This is a genomic window from Kitasatospora sp. NPDC018058, assembly GCF_044327205.1.
Lineage (GTDB): Bacteria > Actinomycetota > Actinomycetes > Streptomycetales > Streptomycetaceae > Kitasatospora.
Map to the genome: position 1 here is coordinate 196391 of NZ_JBIRFA010000004.1, position 18478 is coordinate 214868.

Genomic DNA, 18478 nt, shown 5'->3' on the forward strand with positions numbered 1-18478 from the left:
GCCCGGTTAGTGTGGATTCGTGGACACCAGAGAAGCGTTGGGATCGTGGATCGACGGCCCTAAGGCGGCCGCCGAGAAGATGGGCGCCGACTTCGGCTACCGCGGCGAGCGCCTCGGTCTGCCCCGGGAGGGCTCCGGATCGCTCGCCGGCCCCGGCCGACGGATCGGCTCCCTGTTCGTGGACGGTTGGCTGGTCGCCCTGGTCTCCTACGGCCTGATCGCCAAGGGCGACCAGGCCGAGGCCAACCTGTGGACCCTCCCGCTCTACTTCCTGGTCGCGGCCGTCCTGCTCGCCACCACCGGCACGACCGTCGGCAAGCGGCTGTTCGGCCTCCGGGTGGTCCGCCTGGACGGCGGCCGCGCGACCATCCCGCAGATCCTGCTGCGCACCGTCCTGCTCTGCCTGGTGGTGCCGGCGCTGGTCTGGGACCGCGACACCCGGGGCCTGCACGACAAGGCGGTCGGCACGGTCGAGGTCCGGATCTGAGGCGGGGTCCGGATCTCCGGATCCGACGAGCGCCGCACGACGGCTGAACGCCGAACGGCCCCGCTGAGGATCAGCGGGGCCGTTCTCGTGTCGTCGGGGGAGGGGGTCAGCGAGCCTGGCCGCCCTTGGGCATCCGGGCGCCCTTGGGCATCGGGCCCTTGGGGATCGGCGCCTTGGAGAGCAGGTCGCCCAGCGCGCGCAGGCGGTCGTTGGTCTCGGTGACCTGGGCGGGGGTGATGGCGCGGGGCAGGCGCATCAGGTGGATCTGCAGCTTCTTCAGCGGGATCTCGCCCTCGCCGTTGCCCACCACGATGTCGTGCACCGGCACGTCGCCGACCACCCGGGCCATCTTCTTCTTCTCGGAGGCCAGCAGCTGGCGCACCCGGTTCGGGTTGCCCTCGCCGATCAGCGCGATGCCCGCCCGGCCCACGGCGCGGTAGACCGCGTCCTGGTTACGGGTGACCGCGACCGGGGTCGAGCTGGAGCTCCAGCCGCGCCGGATGTTGTTCAACACCGCGGCCACAGCGCCCGGCTGTCCCTCCATCTGCCCGAACGCGGCGCGCTCGGCCCGGCGTCCGAAGACGATCGCCATGGCCAGCACGGCCACGATGAAGCCCAGGATGCCCAGGTAGATGGGGTGGTCGATCGCGAAGCCGATGGCGAGGAACACGCCGAAGGTCAGCAGGCCGACGCCGGCGATGATCAGGCCGATCTTGGTGTCGACCTTCTTGGTCATGGTGTACGCCAGGCGGATCTGCTTCAGTCGCCCGGGGTTCTCGGATGTTTCCCTCGCCATAACGCTCATGGTACGTGGCACGGGTACGGGATATCCAAGCCCGGGTACCCGTTCGCCCGAACCGTGACCCGGGTGCCCACGCGCTGTCGCGCACAGCGACGCCCGGCTTATCCGCCGATGAACCGTTTCGCCTGCGGCCGGGCCTCTCACCGCCGTGCGGAGCGCGCCCCCGCCGTGCCCGGCGCCGCGGCCGCCGGCGCGTCGTGCCGGCGGTCCGCCGCGTACCGGCGGTTCTCGCACACGGCGGCCCAGGCATTGAGCCGCGCGTGCCGTTGGCCGGGTGCCAGCAGGACACTCTCGGCGAACCGCAGCGCCGCCCCCACCGACCGGATCCGCATCCGCATCCCGAACAGCTCCTCTCGTGGCTGAGAAGAATCGAACGCTTGCCAGGCGTCCATCATCCCCACTCTGTGTTACCAGTCCGTGACCAGGCAGTCAAAGCGTGGTGAAACCCGGAAGGGCGGAGCCGCAGCTCCGCCCTTCCAATGGCCCAATGGCCGAAACCGTTCCCCGACGCGTCAGACCGCGGCCTGCGCGCGCCGCTCCAGCGCCTGCCGGTACAGGCGCCCGGCCCGGTACGACGAACGCACCAGCGGCCCCGACATGACACCCGCGAAGCCCAGCTCCTCGGCCTCCTGCTGGAGCTCGACGAACTCCTGCGGCTTCACCCAGCGCTCCACCGGGTGGTGGCGCAGCGAGGGGCGCAGGTACTGGGTGATGGTGATCAGCTCGCAGCCGGCCCCGACCAGGTCGGCCAGCGCCTGGCTGACCTCCTCACGGGTCTCGCCCATGCCCAGGATCAGGTTGGACTTGGTCACCAGCCCGGCCGCGCGGGCCTGCGTGATGACGTCCAGCGAGCGCTCGTACCGGAACGCGGGGCGGATCCGCTTGAAGATGCGCGGCACCGTCTCGACGTTGTGCGCGAGCACCTCGGGGCGGGAGGAGAAGACCTCGGCCAGCTGCTCGGGCACCGCGTTGAAGTCGGGGACCAGCAGCTCGACGCCGGTACGGCCGCCCGCGCGGTCGGCGGTCATCGCGTGCACCTGGCGGACGGTCTCGGCGTACAGCCAGGCGCCGCCGTCCTCCAGGTCGTCGCGGGCGACGCCGGTGATGGTGGCGTAGTTGAGGTCCATGGTGAGGATGGACTCGGCGACTCGTCGCGGCTCGTCGCGGTCGAACTCGGCGGGCTTGCCGGTGTCGATCTGGCAGAAGTCGCAGCGGCGGGTGCACTGGTCACCGCCGATGAGGAAGGTCGCCTCGCGGTCCTCCCAGCACTCGAAGATGTTGGGGCAGCCGGCCTCCTGGCAGACCGTGTGCAGCCCCTCCTTCTTCACCAGCGACTGGAGGGCGTTGTACTCCGGGCCCATCTTCGCGCGGGTCTTGATCCACTCGGGCTTCCGCTCGATGGGGGTCTCGCTGTTGCGGACCTCCAGGCGGAGCAGCTTCCTGCCGTCGGGCGCGACAGCGGACACGTGCGACTCCTAGAACTAGACGGGGTACCCCCAGGGTACGCCTGTGGTTGTACGGCCTGTGCCGGGCCTGCCGCCCTGCAATCGCAGGGCAACGCGGCTACCGGCCAGTAGATTCCCAGTGGGTGGGGGCAGCGGCCGGGCGTGGGACGCCGGCGACTGAATGCCGGGGGCTTCAGCGGCTGAGTGCAGGCTCCGGCAGCTCGGCGAAGACGTCCTTCAGGTGCCGCTCGACGGCCGGCAGCGCCTCGCCCACGCCGAAGTCGCGCCCCAGCTCGCCGGCCAGCGAGGCGACGCCCGCGTCCCGGATGCCGCAGGGCACGATCTTGTCGAAGTACGTCATGTCGGGGTCGCAGTTGAGCGCGAAGCCGTGCATGGTCACCCCGCGGGCGACCCGGACGCCGATCGCGGCGAGCTTGCGGTCGCCCCCGCGCTGGCCGGCGTTGGACGGCGCGTACTCGGGCCCGGCCAGCCGCGGGTCGATGCCCAGCGGCAGACCCATCCGCAGGGTCAGCTTGCCGATGTCCACCACCTCGGCCGGGTCCACCACGGCGTCCGGGAGGTTCTCGCCCAGCACCCAGACCCCGCTGCGGCCCTCGACCCGGGTGGTCCCGACGCCGAAGTCGGCGGCGGCGCGGATCAGCGCCTCCTCCAGCCGGCGGACGTACGCGATCACGTCGATCGGGTCGGGCAGCTTGATGATCGGGTAGCCGACCAGCTGGCCGGGGCCGTGCCAGGTGATCTCCCCGCCCCGGTTGACCTCGACCACCGGGGTGCCGTCCAGCGGCAGGTCGGCGGGATTGGTGCGCTTGCCCATGGTGTAGACGGGCGGGTGCTCCAGCAGCAGCACGGTGTCGGGGATCTCGTCCGCGACCCGCAGCGCGTGCAGACGCTGCTGCTCCTCCCACGCCTCCTCGTACGGGACGACGTGCTCGCCTATGCCCATCTGAACGAAACGTACGTTCTCGCTCACCGCTGCCGCTCCTTGCCAGGCGTTCGAGACCAACCTCGCCACTGTACGCCCACGCCCGTACAAGCCGTTCAGCCGCCCGAGAGCAGCTGCAGCCGCAGCGCCAACTGTAGTTCCAGGGAGCGCTCCGGCTGGTTCCAGTCCCGTCCGAGCAGCGCCTCGACCCGGTCCAGCCGCTGCACCACGGTGTTCACGTGGACGTGCAGTTCGTCCTTGGCCCGGGTCAGGCTGCCGCCGCAGTCGAAGTAGGCGCGCAGGGTGCGGACCAGCTCGGTGCCGCGCCGGGCGTCGTAGGCGAGCAGCGGGCCGAGCGTCGCGCCGACGAAGCCGTCCACGTCGTGGCCGTCGCCGAGCAGCACCCCGAGGAAGCCCAGCGCGCCGGCCGAGGCGCCCTCCCCGGCGCGGCCGAGCACCCGCAGGGCGCGCACGCAGCGCAGGCCCTCGGCGTACGAGGCGGCCAGCGCCGGGGGGCCGGCGGCGGGGCGGCCGGCGCCGACGGTGACCGGGAAGCCGGCCAGCCGGGCCAGCCGCTCGGCGGCCTGCCGGGCGGTCTCCTCGGGGTCCTCGGCCGGGCCCGGTTCGAGCGGCACCAGCAGCGCCACCGCCTCGCCGTGCTCGGCGCTGACGCCCCGGGAGCCGAACAGGTACCGCCGGGCGGCGCCCGCCAGCCGTCCCCGTTCGGCGCCGTGGCCGTCCGCCGGTTCCGCGACCAGCACCAGGTGCGGCCGCGCGAGGTCGACCCCGAGCCGGCGGCCGCGCGCGGTGAGCCCGGCCGGGTCGCGTCCGGGGGCGGTGAGCAGGTCGGTGATCAGCTCGCCGCGGATCCGGTTCTCGGTCTCCGCCACCGAGCGGCGCAGCAGCAGGAGCAGCGCGGTCACCACGCTGGCCCGCTCGAACAGCCGTCGGTCGGCGTCGTCGAGGTCGGGCCGTCCGCGCAGCACCATGGTGCCGAGCGCGTCCTGCCCGGCCAGCACCGCGCACACCCACAGCTCGCCGTGCCGGACGGACCGGCCCTCGGTCCGGGACGCGGCCACCGCCCCGGCCAGCTCGGCGGCGGGCGTCGGCCGTCCGGCCAGCGGCTCGCCCTCGGCGTCCAGGACCGCTATCTCCCCGTCCAGCAGGTGTGCGACGGCGGCGGCGACGTCCGGCACCTCGGCGCCGCGCAGGACGAGGTCGGTGAGCCGGTCGTGTGCCTGCTCGGCGCGCTGGACGGCCGCGGAGTGGGCCCGGACCAGCTCGTTGGCGGCGTTCAGCTCGGCGAGCGCGGCCCGGGTGTCGGCCAGCGACTTGGCGGTGTCCAGGGCGATCGCGGCGTGCGCGGCCAGGGAGCAGAGCAGCGCGACCTCGTCGGGGGAGAAGGTGCGCGGCGAGCGGTCGGCGGCGAACAGCACGCCGATGACCTGCCCGCCGAGCAGCAGCGGCACCCCGATGATCGCCACCAGCCCCTCGTCCAGCACGCCCGCGTCGATCGTGCCGGTGTGGTGGAAGCGTTCGTCGGTGCGGTAGTCGGGGGTGGCGTACGGGCGGGCGGTCTGGGCGACCAGCCCGCCCAGGCCGTCGCCGAGGCTGAGCCGCAGGGTCTGGAACAGTACGGAGACGGAGCCGTCGGTGACCCTCATGTAGGTGTCGCCCGCGGTCTCGTCCGGCAGGGTCAGGTACGCGGTGTCGGTGCCGAGCAGCATCCGGGCCCGGCGGACGATCGCCTGCAGCACGGTGTCCAGCTCCCGGGAGGCGGCGAGGTCCCCGGCGGTGTCGAACAGAGCGGTCAACTCGGTCTCGCGACGGCGGTGTTGACGCAGAGTGCGATGAACCCGCAGGGCCTGCCAGGTGGCGTCGTCGATCTCGGCGAGCACGGCCGACGACGCCCCGCGCCGACGGGCGTCGGCCAGCACCTCGGCGAAGTCCTCGGTGGCGGCGCCGGAGGCGAGCAGGTCGAGCAGCCGCCGCAGTGCGGGCGCGGAGCTCTCGTCGGGGTGGTTCATGGTGCGGGCCGCCAATCGGCGTCGGTTCCGACGGTTGCGAGAAGTCGCGATGCTATCGGCTCAACCCTCAGGCCACAGCGGGCCTTTTGGCCTCGGCGCCGTCCGCCGGCCGCTCCTCGACCTCGGTGAGGTCCTGCCCCCTGGTCTCCCGGGCGCACAGCACCGCCAGCACCGTGATCACCGCCGCGAGGGCCACGTACACCGAGACGGGGGTGGCGTCGCCGTAGTCCTTGAGCAGCGCGGTCGCGATCAGCGGGGCGGGCGCCCCGGCCGCCACCGACGCGAACTGGGCGCCGATCGAGGCCCCCGAGTACCGCAGCCGGGTCGCGAACAGCTCGGAGAAGAAGGCCGCCTGCGGTGCGTACATCGCGCTGTGGAACACCAGGCCGACGGTCACCGCGAGCACCAGCGCCCCGAACGACTCGGTGTCCACCATCCCGAAGAACACGAACGCCCAGACCCCGACCCCGGCCGCGCCCACCAGGTACACCGGCTTGCGCCCGACCCGGTCCGACAGCGCCCCGAACAGCGGGATCAGCGCGAACTGGATCGCCGAGGCGATCAGTACGGCGTTCAGCGCGCTCTGCTTGTCGAAGTGGGCGTGGCTGACGGCGTACGTGAGCACAAAGGTCGTCATCACGTAGTACGAGATGTTCTCCGCCATCCGCGCGCCCATGGCCACCAGCACTTCCCGCCAGTGGTTCTTCAACACCCCCACCAGCGGCGCCTGTTCGGCCTCCTTCCGGGCCTGCGCCGCCTTCAGCGCCTGCCGGAACAGCGGCGACTCGTCCACCGCGAGCCGGATCCACAGCCCGACCCCGACCAGCACCGCCGACAGCAGGAACGGCACCCGCCACCCCCACGCCAGGAACGAGCCGTCCGACTGCACCGCCGTCATCAACGACAGCACCCCGGCCGCCAACAGGTTCCCCGCCGGCGCCCCGCCCTGCGGCCACGACGCCCAGAACCCCCGCCGCCGCCGGTCCCCGTGCTCCGACACCAGCAGGACCGCTCCGCCCCACTCCCCGCCGAGCGCGAAGCCCTGCACCAGCCGCAACGCGGTCAACAGCACCGGCGCGGCCACCCCGATCGACCCGTACGTCGGCAGCAACCCGATCGCCGTGGTCGACCCGCCCATCAGCAGCAGGCTCACCACCAGCAGCTTCTTGCGCCCGACCCGGTCCCCGAAGTGCCCGAACACCAACGCCCCGAGCGGCCGTGCCGCGAACCCGATCGCATAGGTCAGGAACGACAGCAGCGTCCCCGTCAGCGGATCGCTGTTCGGGAAGAACACCTTCCCGAACACCAGGGCCGCCGCCGTCCCGTAGAGGAAGTAGTCGTACCACTCGATCGTCGTGCCGATCAGACTCGCGGCCACCACTCGCGGGAGTGAGCCGGTCGCCGCCGAACCACGTGCAGGGTCCTTCATGGGTCACCACTTCCAGGTCCAGGGGGAGCGGACGATGTCGCCACAACGTAGGAATTCCCGGGCCTGCGGCCCATGTCGGCAACCCACATACCTGAGACGGCGAGCATGGGCACCGGGACCACGTGCCTCAAAAGCGTGAGAGTCCTCCAGGCTGCCCTGGAGGACTCTCACGCGGTGCTTCTCCGTGTTACGTGCGGCGCCTGAGGCGCCAGCGTTCGGCGAAGGACGGGCGCTGGGGGGCGGTGGGATCGGGCGTGCGGTCCAGGGCGTCCTCAGGCAGGCCGAGTTGCTCGCGGATCTGCCGCCGGGCCGTGCGGATCCGGGGCACCGGGGAGTGCTCCTGGGCGCCGCGCCTCTGTGCGGGGTCGCGGTCGGGGCGGTCGTCGCCGCCCAGCAGGAGTTCCAGGGCCGCGGTGTAGTGGTCGACGGCCCGGTCGAGGTGGCCGGCGTCGGCCAGGTAGCCGGCGAGCTGCTCGTGGTCGTACGAGCCGCCGGCCGAGCGGATGTGCTCCTCGGCGGCCTCGACCATCGCCCAGGCCTCCTCGGCCCGGCCGACGGTGAACAGCTCGTAGGCGTAGAGCGGGAGCACCCAGTTCTGGTCCGGGTACTCGTGGCGGGCCGCCGCGACTTCGGCGAGGAGTTCCAGGGCCCGGACGTGGTTGCCGTCGTCGGACCAGCACAGGGCGGCCTGCCCGAGGTAGTACAGGCGCTGCTCGCTGCTCTCGGTGGCGGCGGCTTCCTCCAGATCGCGTGCGTCGCGCGCCGGTTCGTAGGTGGGCTTGTCGGACGTCATGTCTTCCTCGGTCTCCAAAAGAATGTCCGTGCTCAAGCGGACCGGGGCGGGGCGCTCGGCGCCCCGCCCCGGTCAGATACTGCTCAACTGTCATCCATGGCAGCGGGGGAGCTGGAGCACCCGCTCACCCCCGGGAATCTTGGTCCGCCTGCCGGACTTCCGCGCTATATGCGTTGAGATCCTCGTCTGAAGATCTCGGATTGCCTGGTCCTCTTGCGTTCATGCCGGAAGACTGCGGCCAGGGATCGGGCGGAAAGCCGCCCGATCCCTGGCCGCGGTATCGCTAGTTACCGGCCACTAGTACCGATATCGCCAGGAGAGGTCCTCCACCTCCTCGGGGATGGTGCTGAACAGAACCCGATAGAGCGGGCCGTCCACCGGCTCGGCGCCCGGGTCGGCAGCGAAGCGGACCGAGTACTCGGCGTCCGCCGCGGAGATCATCGTGAACCCTGCCTCCCGGACCAGCTCGACGATGGCCTGCTCGGTGCCCGCGGTCGGTTCCTCGACCACCTCGACGCTGAGGATGCGGAATCTCCGCGGCCAGCCCCTGGTCACGCGCGTGAGCATGGCGTACGGGCCGACCATGGACAGCTTCAGCTTCCACTCAGCACGGCGCTGGATCAGGCCGTAGTCGAAGCAAGTGTTGTCGTTCAGGTCGGTCATGTCCTCGACCTTGACGATCTCGGCGAGCTTCGCGACCAGATCACGGTAGGGCTGCTCGTTGAAGGCCCTGGCCGTGAAGCTGAAATCAGGGTCTTCCAGAGTGCCGTAGGTGAGGCGGGCACGGTCGAGATAGCCCTCGATGCGGGCCTCCTGGTTGCTATCCCCAGGGCGTGCCATGGATCTTCCCCTTCCCGATCGTCACTCGGACCCTGTGCTGCGGTCGGACCTGACCGAAGTGCGAGGAGCTTGGGTCGATGTTCTTGATCGTTCCCACGGTGAAGCGGCGGGGGAGCCGGAGCACCCGCTCACCTCCGTCGTTACCGGTCTTCCTACCGATCTTCCACGCTACATGCGTCAGGAATTCCGCGCGCTTGTTGCTGACGGTCCAGATCGATGTCGACTGGGGCCCCTTCTTGGAATTGGCGGGCGGATTGATCCGCCGGTTGTGCTCCTTTGTGCCCGCGTAGTGGGCAGCCTGCTCCTGCCGGCTGATCTGCGGCCAGTGCTTGTTCTTGAATTTGTTCTTCGCCTGCCTGATCTGCTTGTTGACCGCGATCTTGACCGGGCGGCCGTAGCGCGTCTTACCGAGCCAGTTCGCGCCGCGCTTGGCGCCAGGGCCGACGTGCTTGGCGAGCTTGCCGAGGACCATGTAGCCGGCGACGTCCTTGAAGGCCTGCTTGTAGTTGCCGTGGTAGACGTCGCTGGCGACGTGGGCTCCGTAGATGACGGTGTTGATGGCACGTGCGCCCTTGCCCACGGTGCTGACGACGCGAGCGGCCTTCGAGGCCATGGATGCTGCGCGCAGCGGGATCGCGGCCTCGCCGACCACCGGGACGTAGGAGGCGACGGCGAGTAGGGCCTGACCGCAGTTGCTCCAGCCGGGGTGGGTCGCGCAGCTGACCACGTCGGCCGCGCCGGACACCTGGTAGACGAAGTTGAGCCCCGTGTTCACGGCATCCATCGGGTGGTGGATGATCTCCGACCCGGCCGATTCGACCTTGTCGACGGCCTTGCCGACGACGTGGCAGGCCGACTTCAGCCACCGGGGGCAGTGCCCGTCGGGGTCGGTGAAGGCCAGCGGGTCACCGTCGGCGTAGGCGTAACGGTCCTGCCCGATGCTCGGGTTGGGGTCCGACCACCACGGGTCCATGCCCTCGGCCGCGTAGCGGTCGGGGAGGTCCGAGACGACGTGGTCGGGGTTGTAGGTGTCGCGCGAGACGAAGTTGCTGGTCGACGGGTCGTACCAGCGGGACAGCATGTTGACCTTGCCCGTGGTCGGGTCCGTGTAGCCGGACTGGAACCCGAGCAGGTGCTTGGCACCGCCGGTGGCGATGGTGTTGCCCAGCGGGTCGTACGCCGCCGAGTCGGCCAGCGCCGTGCCCGCCGCGGTGAAGTCGCCGACCAGGTCTTCGTGCTGGTCGGTCAGGGCGATGGTGTTGGTGCCTCCCTGGGAGATGCCGGTGATCGCGCCATGGGGGTCGCGCGAGTAGGTGGCGGTGCCGTCCGAGGCGACCTCGTTGCCGGTGCCCGAGTAGGCCAGGGTGGTCGTCCCGGTGGTCACCATCCGGTCGAGGGCGTCGTAGTCGTAGCTCTGCGTCCCGTCGGCCTTGAGCCGGTCGAACGCGTCGAACTGCATGACCTCGGTGGCCGTCGAACCGGTCGGGGTCTTGCCGGACATGGTGCCGCGGGCCGTGTAGGCGTAGCTCGCGGTGCCGTCCGAGATCAGCCGGTTGCGGGCGTCGTAGGTCTGTGCCCGCGAGCCGATCTGGGTGCGGTTACCGGACGCGTCGTAGGCGTACGCCGTGTTCGCGGTCCCGTTGTTCCACGAGGTCAGGCGCCCGGTCTGGTCGTAGGTGTAGGTGTTGGTGGCTGCGCCGGCGAAGCCCGTGGTGGTCTTCGACGTCATCTGGTCGTCGAGGTTGTAGGCGTACGCGATGGACGAGACGGTGGCACCACCGGCGGTGGTGACGCTGTCGCCGGTGAGGCGGTGCAGCGGGTCGAAGGAGAGGTTCCTGGTGTTGTTGCCGGCCCCGTAGTTGACGGTGGCGGGCTGGGAGTCCTTGTCGTAGCCGTAGGTGGCCGTGGTCGCGGTGACCGGGTCGGCCAGGGTGGCCAGTCGGCCGGCCTTGTCGTAGGTGTAGGTGGAGGTGCCGGAGGCGTCCGTCCTGGTGGTCGCCTTCCCCGCGCCGTCATAGGCGAAGGAGGAGGTCCCGGAGGGGCCCGCGGCGGACAGCAGCTGCCCGCGGTCGTTGTAGGCGAACGTGTCGTTCGTCGTGGGCGTGGCCGCGGAGGTGACCCGGCCCATCAGGTCGTAGCCGAAGGTGTGGTCCCGGGTGGCGCTCTCGGCGCCGGTGCCGGTCTCCTTGGTCAGCCGTCCGAGCTGGTCGTAGGTGCGGTTGCGGGTGACGTTGCCCGGCTCCGCCAGGGTGACGGGCTGTCCGTCCGCGTCGTAGCCGGTGGTGTAGCTGCGGTCGCCCGCGTTGGGGTAGGCCGTGGTGGCCGGTTCGATCTGGGACTCGGGCAGGTTCCAGCTGTTGTAGGTGGTCAGGAAGTTGTTGCCGCGCCCGTCGGTGTAGCGGGTGCGGTTGCCGGCCGCGTCGTAGCCGACGGAGGTGGTGATGGTCGCGCCGGGCGCGGTCGTCTCCGTCTCGGTCAGCTGGTGGTGGTCGGTGTCGTACGTGTAGGCGACCGTGTAGCCGAGCGCCGAGGTCGCCGAGGTGATGTTGCCTGCGGCGTCGTAGGCGAGGCTGCGCGAGCGCAGGGTCTTGCCGGTGGCGTCGAAGTCGCTCACCGACGTGATCCGGCCGGCCGGGTCCCAGACCGTGTTCTGGCCGGTGCCCGACGGGTCGGTGATCCTCACCTCGCGGCCGACGGCGTCGTACGCGTAGGTGGTGGTGTTGCCGAAGGCGTCGGTCTGGCTCGTCTTCTCGTGGGCCAGGTTGTAGCCGAAGGTGGTCACCACCCCGGTCGGAGAGGTCTCCGAGGTCAGGTCATCGGTGCTGCTGTACGCCAGCGTGGTGGTGTACGCCGCGGCCGACGGGGAGCGCTCGACCAGGGTCTCGGTCAGCTTGCGGCCCATGAAGTCGTACGTGGCCTGCTGCGCCGCACCAGTGGGGTCGGTCTGCGCGAGCTGCTCGCCCACGGCGTCGTAGCTGTAGTGCCACACGCCGCCGGTGGTCGCGCCGCCCACGGCCGGGTCGGTCTTGGTGACCTCGCGGCCCAGCTGGTCGTAGACGTAGCTCGTGGTGTTGCCGAGCGGGTCGGTGTGCGAGACCAGCTGGTCGAGCTTGTCGTAGGTGTTGCTGGTGGTCGGGGTGATCGCGGTCGTGGCGCCGGGTGCCGTGTAGGACGGCTCGATGGTGCCGGTGACCTTGCCCACCGCGTCGTAGGTGGTGTACCAGACGTTGCCCCGCTGGTCGGAGTGCGAGGTCTGCTCACCGAAGGTGTTGTAGCCGAAGGTGACGTACGGCGCGGCGGTCACGGCCGTGCCGCCCACCGCCTCGACCGACCGGGTCGGCTCGGAGGTGTAGGAGTGGCGGCCGACCTCGTCGTTGGCGAAGTCGGTCTCGTCCCCGTTGGGGTCGATCTCCGTCGTCACCAGACCGCGCTTGTCCCGCTTCCACGTGGTGGTCAGGTTGGCGGCGCCGTTGTGCACGACGCTGGTGAGCTCACGTCCCATCGGGTCGAAGGTGTAGTCGGTCTGCTCGGTCAGCGCGCCGGTCGAGTCGGTCCGGCTGACCGACGTCTCGTGGTCGTCCGCGTCGTACGTCATCGCGGTGGTGCGCCAGATCGGCTGGCTGGTCGTGTCCAGGCCGACCTTGACGGCCTCGGAGGTGACCCGGTGGGCGGCGTCGACCGTGTAGTTGGTCAGGGTCTCGCCGTCGGCGAGGTCCGAGAGACGGTCTCCCGCGCCGTCATAGGTGAAGGCGTGCAGCTGGAGCGAGGCACCCGTGGTGTCGGCGCGCTGCTCGGTCTTGATGAGGTTGTTGTCGTAGTAGGTGTAGGAGTTGGTCCGGCCCACCGCGTCGGTGTGCGAGGCGAGTCGGCCGGCCGGGTCGTACGCCTTGGACTCCAGCACCAGATCGGTGGCCGCGGACGGCGCGGTCGGGTCGCCGGTGAAGCCCTTGAGCGTGCTGGTCTGCAGCTCGCCGCGGGGCGAGTAGGCGTAGGCGATGGTGGTGCCGTTGGCGTCGGTCTTGGCGTTCCGGTTGCCGTAGGCGTCGTAGCCGAAGCTCTCGCTGTTGCCGGCCGCGTCGGTGGTGGTGACCACCTGGCCGAGGTTGTTGTAGGTGAACGTCTCGGTCCGCGAGGCGTCCTTGCCGGTGAGGTCGGCCTTGACCTCGGTCAGGACGCGCTCGTCGGCGTCGTAGGTGAAGGTGGTCTGTTCCGTGTGGACCGCGCCGGTGACGCGGTCGGTGACCGCCGGCTCGGTCTGGGTAAGGAACTTGCCGTCGCTGTCGTAGGTCGCCGTGCTGGTCAGGCCGTTCGGGTAGCTCACCGAGTCGTAGGCGGTGTGGCTGGTCATCCGGCCCAGCTGGTCGTAGGCGTACTTGGTCACCAGACCGGCCGGGTCGGTGACCTGGGCCAGGTCGCCGTTGTGGAAGTAGCTGTAGGTCGCCGTCGCACCGCCCGCGGTCGTCTTGCTGGCCAGCAGGCCCGGAGGCACGGTGCCGGAGTCGGCGGCCGCTTCCGTGCCGGCCGTGTAGGTGGTGGTGGACTTGCGGCCGGTGCCATTGGCGTACGGCGGGGTCGTGGTGGCGATCAGGCGTCCGGCTGCGTCCAGATCGTTGTGGGTCCAGTAGGTGTTGTCGGTCGCCGAGGCCGAGCGGCCGTCCCGGGTGTCGGTCACCGCGTCGTTGCGCGGGTCGAGCGGGTTGGCGGGGTTCAGGTAGTAGGTGTGGTAATCGGTCGAGCAGACCTGGTGGTTCTGGTCCTGGCAGGTGGTCTCGCTGACCACGTTGCCCCGGGCGTCGTGACCGTCGGTCTTGGTGTTGCCGTTCGGGTCGGTGACGGTGAGCAGGAAACCACCGGTGTCGTAGGCGTACTTGGTGGTCGCACCGAGCGCGTCGGTGGAGGAGACCATGCGGCCGTTGTTGGTGGGGTCGTAGGACGACGAGACGGTCTTGCCGGTCGGATCGGTCACGGTCGCCGTGGTGGTCAGCGCCGTGGTGCTGTTGGCGTGGGCCTGGAAGTGGCCGGTGACGTCCGCAGCGGTCAACTGGTGGTTGTAGAAGGCGAACTCACTGATGCTGCCCTTGAAGTGCCCGGCCTGGTCGGCCGGGTTGTCGGGCCAGTTGCCGTTGATCAGACCGGCGCCGAGGTAGACGTTGGTCATGCCCCAGCCGGTCTGGCTGACGGCGTTCGCCTTGGAACCGATCTGGTTGCCGTCCAGGTACAGCGCCTGGCTCGCACCGGTGGCGTCGGTGGACATCACCACGTGGTGCCACTTGCCGTCGGCCACCGAGCCGCTGGAGGACATCGCGGTGGCGTTGCCGTCCCAGAACTCGCCCTGCAGCCTGCCGTCCTGGCCCACGTACAGCGCCGGGGTGTAGGACCCCAGCGGACCGTTGGGGTCGTTCACCACCTGGGCGGAGTAGGAGAACAGCGCCCCACCCGGCGTCGAGGTGCTGAACCACAGCTCCAGCGCGGACGGACCGTGGTCCGGCACCAGCCCGGACGGCAGTGCCATCCAGGAGGACGAACCGTCGAAGGAGGCGGCGGTGACGTCACCCGCGGAGTACGGGCCCGGCACACCGAGCGTGGTGCGGTCGTAGCTGCCGTAGCCGGTGCCGTACACGTTGGCCGCGTCGGTGCCGGCGGTGTCGGCCAGCCGCCAGTAGCCCTGCGGGTTCGAGGCCTGCACCGCGGCGCGGTAGACGCCGGAGGAGCCGGTCACCGCGGGGGCGTTCGGCTTCCAGGTGCCGCCGTTGGCATCCGTGACCTGGTTGACCCGGTCGGCCGCGATGTCGTAGCCGACCTGGGCGTGCACGTTGCCGGACGGCAGCGTGACCTTGGTCAGCAGGGCCTGGGCGGCGTTGCGGCCGACCTGGTTGTGGGTCGCCGCGGTGGCCGCGCCGACCGGGTGGTTGTAGACCGCGACGTCGGAGATCTGACCGTTGAAGTACCGGTCGCCGCGTCCCTGGCCGTCCCAGTCCGCGCTGGAGTAGCCCGAACCGACGTAGGTGTAGGGCTGCTTGGAGTTGGAGATGGCGCCGGCCAGGGTGCCGACCTGCTGCCCGTCCAGGTACAGCGTCTGCGTGGTCTGGGCGCCCGAGAGCACCACGTGGTGCCAGTTGCCGTCGTTGACCGGGTTCGCCGAGGTGATCGGCGTCGCCGCGCCCTGCCAGAACTCACCGCGCAGCTTGCCGTCGGTGCCGAGGTACAGCGCCGGCGTCCAGTTGCTCGCCGTGTTGCCCAGCGGGACGTCCTGGTAGGCGACCAGGTTGCCGCCCGTCGTGCTGGTGGTCTTGAACCAGAGCTCGATCGCGAGGTTCGCCGTGGACGAGATCGTGTTGTCCGGCAGGCGGATCGAGGAGTTGGTGCCGTTGAACGACGCCGTGGTCGCCGGCGAGCCGGCGATCGAACCGGCCTGGCCCAGCGTGACGTTGCTGTACGTGGCGTTGTCGTTGCCCTCGTTGGCCGCCACGCTGCTGGCCGCCGCAGTGGCGCCGGCCGGCTCGTTCAGCCGCCAGTAGGACTGCGGGCCGGCGTCCAGGACCGAGGTCCTGTAGTGGGAGCCGGTGGTGTAGGCGTAGTTCGTGCAGGCGGTCGTCGAGGTCGGCGGGCAGACCTTGGTCAGGGTGTCGCCGGTGTAGTAGTAGAGGTAGGTGAGGTCGGTGTTCTGGTCGGTCCCGACGACCGGGTCGGTGAACACCCGGGCCACGTGCGGCGCGGTCGCGCCGGTCGGGGTGCTCCAGCCGAGGTGCAGGGCGCGGCCGCTGGTGCCGCTGGTGATGCTCTGCAGCAGCCCGGAGCCGTCGTAGGACAGGGAGTTGACGCGACCGTCGGAGTCCTTCACCTGCGCCAGCAGGAAGGTGGCCGGGTTCGCGGAGGAGACGTTGAAGGTGTAGGCGGTGCCACCCTTCTCGGTCAGCACGAACGAGGTGATCGCGTTGTTGGCGCCCGTCTGCGCGGTCAGGGTGGCATACATGCCCTGTGGCGGGACGTACGAGGTGCACGGAGCGCCGGCGGCGGTGTTCGGGTTGCAGCCGAAGCGGATCTGACGACCGTCGGCGTTGGTGATCAGGACGTTGTTCGAGCCGTCGTCGTCGATGGTCGCCCGCATGTCCAACGGGGAGATCCAGCTCGCACCGAACATGCCGTTGGTGCGCGGGTCGAGGCTGTTGTAGGTGCGGCGCACCTCCAGTGCCGGACCGGCGGTCGCCACGGTGGAGTCGGTCGACTCGATGCTGTAGTTGCCGCTCAGCGGGTCGAAGCCGCGCGCCGCCGGGTTCTCGGTCAGGTGCGAGGTGATCTGCGGCTGGGCGACCGTCGTGTTGAAGTAGCCCTGGACGAACGGTCCCGCGGTGGCGTTGCCGTCGGATATCCAGACCTGCCAGAAGTACGACTGGCCCCAGGCGAGTTTGCCCGTGGGCACCTGCCAGCTGGTCGAGCCGGCGAGGGCGCCGGAGTCGAAGCAGTTGACCGGCGCGGCCGGGGTGCCGGAGCAGACGCCGAACTTGTAGGTCAGCCCGGTGGCCGGCCAGTTGTCCGGGTCGTGGCCGGACGCGAACAGGGTCGGCGTCAGCGTCGGCGCGGAGGCGTTGTTCGGCGGGTAGGAGGTGTCGATCTGCGGCGCGATGTTGTTGATGGTGTACGACCAGCAGGCGTTGTGCCCGCCGACGTCACTGAACGCGTAGGAGCCGCGCTTCTCCATCTCCCAGCACAGCGTGTACGACCCGGGGGACAGCGCGGGGCTGACCGCCTCCAGCTTCACCGACTGGTTCGGGCCGACGTTGTTGGGCAGCGAGACCGCCGTGCCCCAGCCGACCAGCGAGCCGTCGCTGCGGTAGGTGCGCGAGCCCAGCGCGTACGAGCCGTTGCCGGACCCGGCCGTCCAGGTGTTGGACGAGGTGTTGGTGACGGTGACAGCGATCAGGCCCTGCTGGATGTGCGAGGGGTAGTAGTCCCAGGTGCTCGCGAAGTTGAAGCTCGCGTCGTCCGGGGCGTAGGTGACGTCCAGGAAGGGGATGTTGGAGGAGGCCGCGGCGGAGCTGAACTGCTTCCAGTGGTACACGTCGTTGGCCGACCCGTACAGCAGGAAGCCGTTGTTGGCGCCGCCGTGCGTCCAGGAGGTGACCTGGCTGGCGCCGTCGCTGTTCAGCGGGATCCGCTCCCACTGCGAGCCGCCGCAGCCGGTGCCGGTGCCGCCGGTGAAGGAGGCACGGCCCATGATGTTGCCGCTGTAGCCGACGCCCGGCCACGACTGCGAGCTGTTGAGGTTCCAGCCGCTGGTGATGGCCTTGACGTCGACCTCTTCGGCCGCGGTGCAGTAGCCGGACCAGACGGTGTAGAGGTTGACGCCGCCGCCGATCACCGAGGCGTTCGGGATGGAGGTCTGCACCGGGAACCGGACGTAGCCGGCCGCGGCGTGCGAGCCGTCGTAGTCGCCGACCTTCAGGTTCGCGTTGCTGGAGCTGCTGGGGATGTTGGTCATCCCGGCGACGAGGTTGTACTCGAAGAACGCCGAGGTGTCGGTGTTGGTGTTCGCCGAGGACGGGTCGACCTTCACGGGGAACACCCGCGCGGGGTCGTGGACCCAGGCCGCGTCCGCGGTGACCCGCAGAGCCTTGCCGCCGTGGTCGTCGACGATCGAGTACTTCACGCCGTTGGAGAACGCGCCCTCACCCGAGCGGGGGTCGATGTTGGCGTCCGTCATCGTTCCGGCCGGGACGGTCACCTTCACCGCCCCGGAGGCGTCGGTGAACACCGCATCGCCGTTGGCGGCGATCTTCGGCGTCAGGCCCGAGGACTTGATCGGGAACGTCCACTCCGTCGGCGCGTTGGCGTCGTGGAGGACGATGGTCTCCTTGAAGCCCTCGTTGACGCTCTTCAGCTCCAGGTCGGCGGACGGCCGGACACCGGGGAAGGTCACCTCGCTGCCGGAGACGTGTCCTTGTACGGCTGCGGCGTCCTCAAGGCCGAAGGAGACCCGGTTCTTCCCGTCCCCGCTGATCGACATCAGCTGCGGGTCGGTCGCGGTGGTGGCGAACTCCACGTCCTGGGAGTCGGCCTTCTTGGTCAGCTTCGGGCTGGCCTGCGGCGTGGCCCCGGTGGCGGAGGCCGCCCGGGCGGTGACCACGCTCGGGGCGGCGGCCAGGAACGAGGCGTGGGTCGCGCCCGGAGCGGGAGCCGCGGACGGAGCGGGGGCCGGTACCAGCGTGGGGTCGATGTCCGACCAACTGCCGTCCGGGTTGGGGTAGGAGACCCGGCCCGCGTAGGTCCGTACGGTCTGGGTGCCGTCCGGGTTCTTGAAGACCTTCTCGTGGTCGTTGCGCTTGCCGGTGTCCTCGGTGCTCTTCCCGGCGTCGAAGCCGGTCAGGGCCGGCTTGCCGGGGGCAGCCGTCGGCGAGGCCTTGACCTGGCCGGATCCGTCCACCTGGAACGGGTTGGCCAGGCGGTTCTTCGGGTCGAACGGCGGCAGTTGGCCGGGAGCCGCACCGGGACCGTGGCCGGCGGCCGGCCCCGTGTCGGCCCCGCGGGTGTCAGCCGTCGACGCCTGGTGCGGCCGGTTCGCCGCTGAACCCGAACCCTGCTGCGGCGTGGACACCTTGCCGCTGTCGATCCGCTTGCTCGCCACCGAGGCGACGGCCGTCGCCGGTAGCGGTACCGCACTGGCGGCGTCGGTCACGACACCGAAGCCGACCACCAGTGTCGTCAGTGACGACGT

The 18478-nt window shown here is 70.4% G+C and carries 10 protein-coding genes; 1 reads left to right on the plus strand and 9 read right to left on the minus strand.

Features of this window, described 5'->3' with window-relative positions; translation table 11 throughout:
* The first annotated feature begins 19 nt into the window (after positions 1–19).
* Positions 20–487, plus strand: a complete 468-nt coding sequence (locus tag ACH4E7_RS07710; RefSeq protein ID WP_396248090.1) for an RDD family protein — start codon at positions 20–22, stop codon at positions 485–487.
* A 106-nt stretch (positions 488–593) separates the two neighbouring features.
* Here ACH4E7_RS07710 and ACH4E7_RS07715 read toward each other — a convergent pair whose 3' ends face one another.
* The 9 genes from ACH4E7_RS07715 to ACH4E7_RS07755 all read right to left on the minus strand — a co-directional run bounded on the left by ACH4E7_RS07715 (position 594) and on the right by ACH4E7_RS07755 (position 18439).
* The gene (locus tag ACH4E7_RS07715; RefSeq protein ID WP_396248229.1) at positions 594–1292 is read right to left on the minus strand and encodes a DUF4191 domain-containing protein; all 699 of its coding nucleotides are present in this window, start codon (positions 1290–1292) and stop codon (positions 594–596) included.
* A 137-nt stretch (positions 1293–1429) separates the two neighbouring features.
* Positions 1430–1627, minus strand: a complete 198-nt coding sequence (locus tag ACH4E7_RS07720; RefSeq protein ID WP_396248091.1) for a hypothetical protein — start codon at positions 1625–1627, stop codon at positions 1430–1432.
* A gap of 174 nt (positions 1628–1801) precedes the next feature.
* Positions 1802–2755 (minus strand): lipoyl synthase, encoded by a 954-nt coding sequence (gene lipA / locus ACH4E7_RS07725; RefSeq protein ID WP_396248092.1) that lies wholly within the window; start codon positions 2753–2755, stop codon positions 1802–1804.
* Positions 2756–2927: 172 nt separating this feature from the next.
* Positions 2928–3698: a lipoyl(octanoyl) transferase LipB gene (gene lipB, locus ACH4E7_RS07730; protein WP_396248230.1), complete on the minus strand. Its 771-nt coding sequence runs from the start codon at positions 3696–3698 to the stop codon at positions 2928–2930.
* Positions 3699–3793: 95 nt separating this feature from the next.
* Positions 3794–5704: a helix-turn-helix domain-containing protein gene (locus tag ACH4E7_RS07735; RefSeq protein WP_396248093.1), complete on the minus strand. Its 1911-nt coding sequence runs from the start codon at positions 5702–5704 to the stop codon at positions 3794–3796.
* A 67-nt stretch (positions 5705–5771) separates the two neighbouring features.
* The gene (locus ACH4E7_RS07740) at positions 5772–7133 is read right to left on the minus strand and encodes an MFS transporter (RefSeq protein WP_396248094.1); all 1362 of its coding nucleotides are present in this window, start codon (positions 7131–7133) and stop codon (positions 5772–5774) included.
* A gap of 187 nt (positions 7134–7320) precedes the next feature.
* Entirely contained in the window at positions 7321–7926 is a 606-nt protein-coding gene (locus ACH4E7_RS07745; RefSeq protein WP_396248095.1) for a hypothetical protein, read from the minus strand.
* 297 nt (positions 7927–8223) lie between these two features.
* A complete protein-coding gene (locus ACH4E7_RS07750) occupies positions 8224–8766 on the minus strand; it encodes a hypothetical protein (protein WP_396248096.1) in 543 nt (180 codons plus the stop codon).
* Positions 8747–18439 carry a LamG-like jellyroll fold domain-containing protein gene (locus ACH4E7_RS07755; RefSeq protein ID WP_396248097.1) on the minus strand — a complete coding sequence of 3231 codons (9693 nt, stop codon included), beginning with the start codon at positions 18437–18439 and terminating at the stop codon, positions 8747–8749. The genes ACH4E7_RS07750 and ACH4E7_RS07755 overlap by 20 nt, the downstream gene beginning before the upstream one ends.
* Positions 18440–18478 lie beyond the last annotated feature (39 nt).